Annotated in this window: 5 protein-coding genes; all 5 read left to right on the top strand. The window is 53.0% G+C overall.

Going from position 1 to position 3,386, the window contains the following annotated elements; translation table 11 throughout:
• On the top strand, window positions 1–211 hold a 211-nt coding region (locus ABYT30_RS17355), incomplete at its 5' end, for a nitroreductase/quinone reductase family protein (protein ID WP_373097722.1).
• A gap of 27 nt (window positions 212–238) precedes the next feature.
• The gene (locus tag ABYT30_RS17350) at window positions 239–469 is read left to right on the top strand and encodes a hypothetical protein (protein WP_373097721.1); all 231 of its coding nucleotides are present in this window, start codon (window positions 239–241) and stop codon (window positions 467–469) included.
• A gap of 124 nt (window positions 470–593) precedes the next feature.
• The gene (locus ABYT30_RS17345; protein WP_373097720.1) at window positions 594–1,004 is read left to right on the top strand and encodes a hypothetical protein; all 411 of its coding nucleotides are present in this window, start codon (window positions 594–596) and stop codon (window positions 1,002–1,004) included.
• Window positions 1,001–2,470: an aldehyde dehydrogenase family protein gene (locus ABYT30_RS17340; RefSeq protein ID WP_373097718.1), complete on the top strand. Its 1,470-nt coding sequence runs from the start codon at window positions 1,001–1,003 to the stop codon at window positions 2,468–2,470. Before ABYT30_RS17345 ends, ABYT30_RS17340 begins: the two co-directional genes overlap by 4 nt.
• A 1-nt stretch (window position 2,471) precedes the next feature.
• Window positions 2,472–3,254, top strand: a complete 783-nt coding sequence (locus ABYT30_RS17335) for an SDR family NAD(P)-dependent oxidoreductase (protein ID WP_373083165.1) — start codon at window positions 2,472–2,474, stop codon at window positions 3,252–3,254.
• Window positions 3,255–3,386 lie beyond the last annotated feature (132 nt).

Genomic DNA, 3,386 nt, shown 5'->3' with positions numbered 1-3,386 from the left:
CCCCGCTTGGTATCTTAATTTGGTAGCCCAGCCCCAGGTCGAAATTCAGGTAAAGGACGAAATTATCAAGGTCGTTGCAAGTACGGCGGAAGGCGCTGAGCGGGAGCGCTTGTGGCAGGTCGTAACTGGCGTTTGGCCTAATTATGATCAGTATCAGCAGCGTACGCAGCGGGTGATTCCCGTTGTTGTGCTGACTCCTGTTGTTAAATAGTTTGGCGAAGTAGCGCGGCGCGTAAGGGTGAATAATAAGCTCGCAGAGATAGCCGCTAGGGTATTTAAGTTGCTAACTGAAACCATTGAACAAGCCCTGCTATTGCACCCTGCCGTCTCCGCTGTAGCCGTGGTGGGTTTGGCAGACTCGCGATTGGGACAAGTGCCGGTTGCGGCCATTAGCCTAAAATCCGGTTGCACGACAACTGCGCAAGAATTAGCCGGCTTTGTGCGGGAAAAGTACTTGCGACACATGTGATGGCGATGTGGCGGATCGTCGATGAGCTGCCCAGGACCAAATTGTCTTTTAAGGTAGGTCAGGCCGCAGTACGACAGCTATTTGCCTAAGTCATTATTTTTATAATAAAAAAAGGTGCCTAAATATGCCCGTTAGCAAGTTAGAAGAATTACCCACTGGCGGCGGTGGTCGCTGGCCGCTGTGTGGGCGAGGTTTTAAATCTATTCACTGGGGCGATATGGAGGTTGGCTATACCCAGGCGGGCCCGAGTGACGCCAGCCCTGCCTATGTCGGCTTGCCCGGCGGGGTGTGCATGTGTCCTCACTATGGCTATGTATTTAGTGGACGCATTCGCTGTGTGTATCCCAGCTCCAAGTGGCCAGATGAAGTTGCGGAAGCTGGCGATGTGTACTTCTTTCGTGCTGGCCACCATCTGATCTACGAAGAGCCAACCAAAGCGCTTGAGTTAAATCCGGCGGATGCGCTGCAAACTCTAATGGACCACGTTGAGGCCTACGCACAGGACCTCGTGGCAGCAAACAAGGAGTTAACATGAAATTACCGGTTCATGCTGGCTACATTGATGGTCAACTCATCGAAGGTCTTGGTGCACCGCTGGTGGTGGAAAACCCCTCAACTGGCGAGCAGCTGACGCAGCTGCCGGGCTTGTCATTGGCGCAGGTTGAGGCGGCTGTTGTGTCGTCTCGACGGGCTTATGACGCGGGTGTATGGAGCGGTCTGTCAGTAAATGAGCGCGCTGGCGTGTTACGCAATTTCATAAAAGCCCTGGCATCTCGGTACGAGTTAATCTCGGATATGATTGTTGCGGAAGCGGGCTGCCCCAAAGCCAGCTCGGTGATGCACGCACAGGTGGGTACACCTCTTAAACACGCCGGCGAGGCCATAGATTTGTTTTTGTCTCTGCCGGAGTTTGAAGAAAACCCGCTGCCAGTGGCGGAGCGCATCAATACCATGGGCCGCGTGGTGCAGAGTCTGCGGCGCTATACGCCCATCGGTGTGGTGGCAGCTATCGCGGCCTATAACTTTCCTTTTTACACCGCGATGTGGAAAATTATTCCTGCATTAATCGCGGGCAATACCGTGGTGTTGCGACCTAGTCCACTGACGCCGCTATCGGCGATGGTGTTTGCCGAGGCGGCAACGGAGGCTGGCTTACCTGACGGCGTTCTAAATATTGTCCTGGAGGCGGGGCTTGAGGGCGGTCAGCTGCTCACCACCCATCCCTTAGTGGAGATGGTGGCATTTACCGGCTCGTCGAAGGTGGGTGAGTTAATCATGGCCCAGGTCGCGCCAAGCATGAAGCGTCTGCAATTAGAGTTAGGCGGTAAATCGGCACAAATATTTTTGCCGGATGCCTTGGATAAGTTCCTACCCTCTGCAATGGGGGTTGCCCTAGCACACGCCGGACAAGGCTGTGCCCTCGGCACGCGAATTTTTGTGCCGGAAGAAAGCAAGGCAGAATTGTTGGCTAAATTGAGTGGCGCCTTAGCGAGAATAACCATTGGCCCTGCCGACGCTCCGGAAACCCAAATGGGGCCGGTCATCAGCGCCGCCCAAGTAGAGCGCTGTGAATACTTTGTCAAAGCGGCAGTAGACAACGGCGGGCGGATTGTTGCTGGGGGAAAACGCCCAGCTCATTTACCGAACGGTTATTTCTTTGAACCCACGGTTTTAGATCTTCCGGACAATAGCAACCCCGCGGCGCAAGATGAAATATTTGGCCCAGTCGTTTCTGTTATTGCTTATAAAGATATCGATCATGCCGTCGAAATGGCCAATGACTCGCGTTTTGGTTTGTCGGGTTACGTCTTTTCTAACGACACTAAAAAAGCGCTTGATGTCGCTTTAAAAATTAAGTCGGGCACGGTCAATATCAATGGTGGCGTGATGAGTGCTTATGCATCGTCGGGTGGTCAGCGACTCAGTGGTATCGGCCGAGAACGGGGCATCGAAGGACTGCGGCTCTATCAACAATTAACGTGCATTAATTTTGGAGGCTAATATGGTAAAGGGTTTGGTTGATGGAAAGGTCGTGGTTATTACCGGTGCTGGTTCAGGTGTCGGGCGTGCCGCGTGTTTGTTGTTTTCTGAGCATGGCGCAAAAATTGTTGCCGCAGATATCAATCTTGGCGCGGTTAAGGAAACCGCTGACGAAGTTATAAGGAACGGCGGTCAGGCGATTGCGGTGGAATGTGATGTGGTCAATGCCAAATCCGTTGATAGCTTAATCGCAAGCGCGGTTGCCGAGTTTGGCCGTATCGATGTGATGTACAACAATGCCGGTATCACTACCAAGCCGGGTTTGTCGTTTATGGAGTCTAGCGACGAGGATGTAGACAAACTCACTGCAGTTAATATCAAAGGCGTTATTCATGGTTGCCAGTCTGCGATTCGCCAATTTGAGGCCCAAGGTGGTGGCGGCGCGATTGTCACGACCGCGTCTGTTGCTGGTCTAATCGGCTTTGGTGGTGTGCTCTATGGTTCTAGTAAGGGCGCGATTACCACCTTAACCCGAACATTGGCGCTAGAGTTTGCCGGCAAAGGTATTCGAGTGAATGCGGTGTGCCCCGCTGCCATGCCGACTAATTTTGGTGGAGCGGCGCTAAAAAATTCCGAGATGGGGCGTGCGCATACCGCAGGCCATCACCCGCTTGGGCGGATTATTGAGCCAGAAGAATGCGCCGCCGGTGCGCTGTTTTTGGCGTCGGATCTTGCCTCAAATATAACTGGGGTGAATTTGCCGGTCGATGGTGGCTTGTCTGCCGGAAAGCCAATGTCGCGATAGTTAACGACGATTTTTTCTGCCGGCTGAGGCCGGGGATCTTGCAATGAGGTGCAGCATGAATGACAAACTTACATCCGACGATTCACTTTACGAAGAGCTGTTTGACGTAAAGAAAGAGGTTCTCGCCAATGG

This window comes from Zhongshania sp. (genome assembly GCF_041623545.1).
Lineage (GTDB): Bacteria > Pseudomonadota > Gammaproteobacteria > Pseudomonadales > Spongiibacteraceae > Spongiibacter.
This window is presented reverse-complemented; position numbering and strand designations above follow the sequence as displayed.

Bases quoted from the DNA above. Each gene is read 5' to 3' on its own strand.
- ABYT30_RS17345 (WP_373097720.1), top strand. From the start codon at position 594: ATGCCCGTTAGCAAGTTAGAAGAATTACCCACTGGCGGCGGTGGTCGC.
- ABYT30_RS17340 (WP_373097718.1), top strand. From the start codon at position 1,001: ATGAAATTACCGGTTCATGCTGGCTACATTGATGGTCAACTCATCGAA.
- ABYT30_RS17335 (WP_373083165.1), top strand. From the start codon at position 2,472: ATGGTAAAGGGTTTGGTTGATGGAAAGGTCGTGGTTATTACCGGTGCT.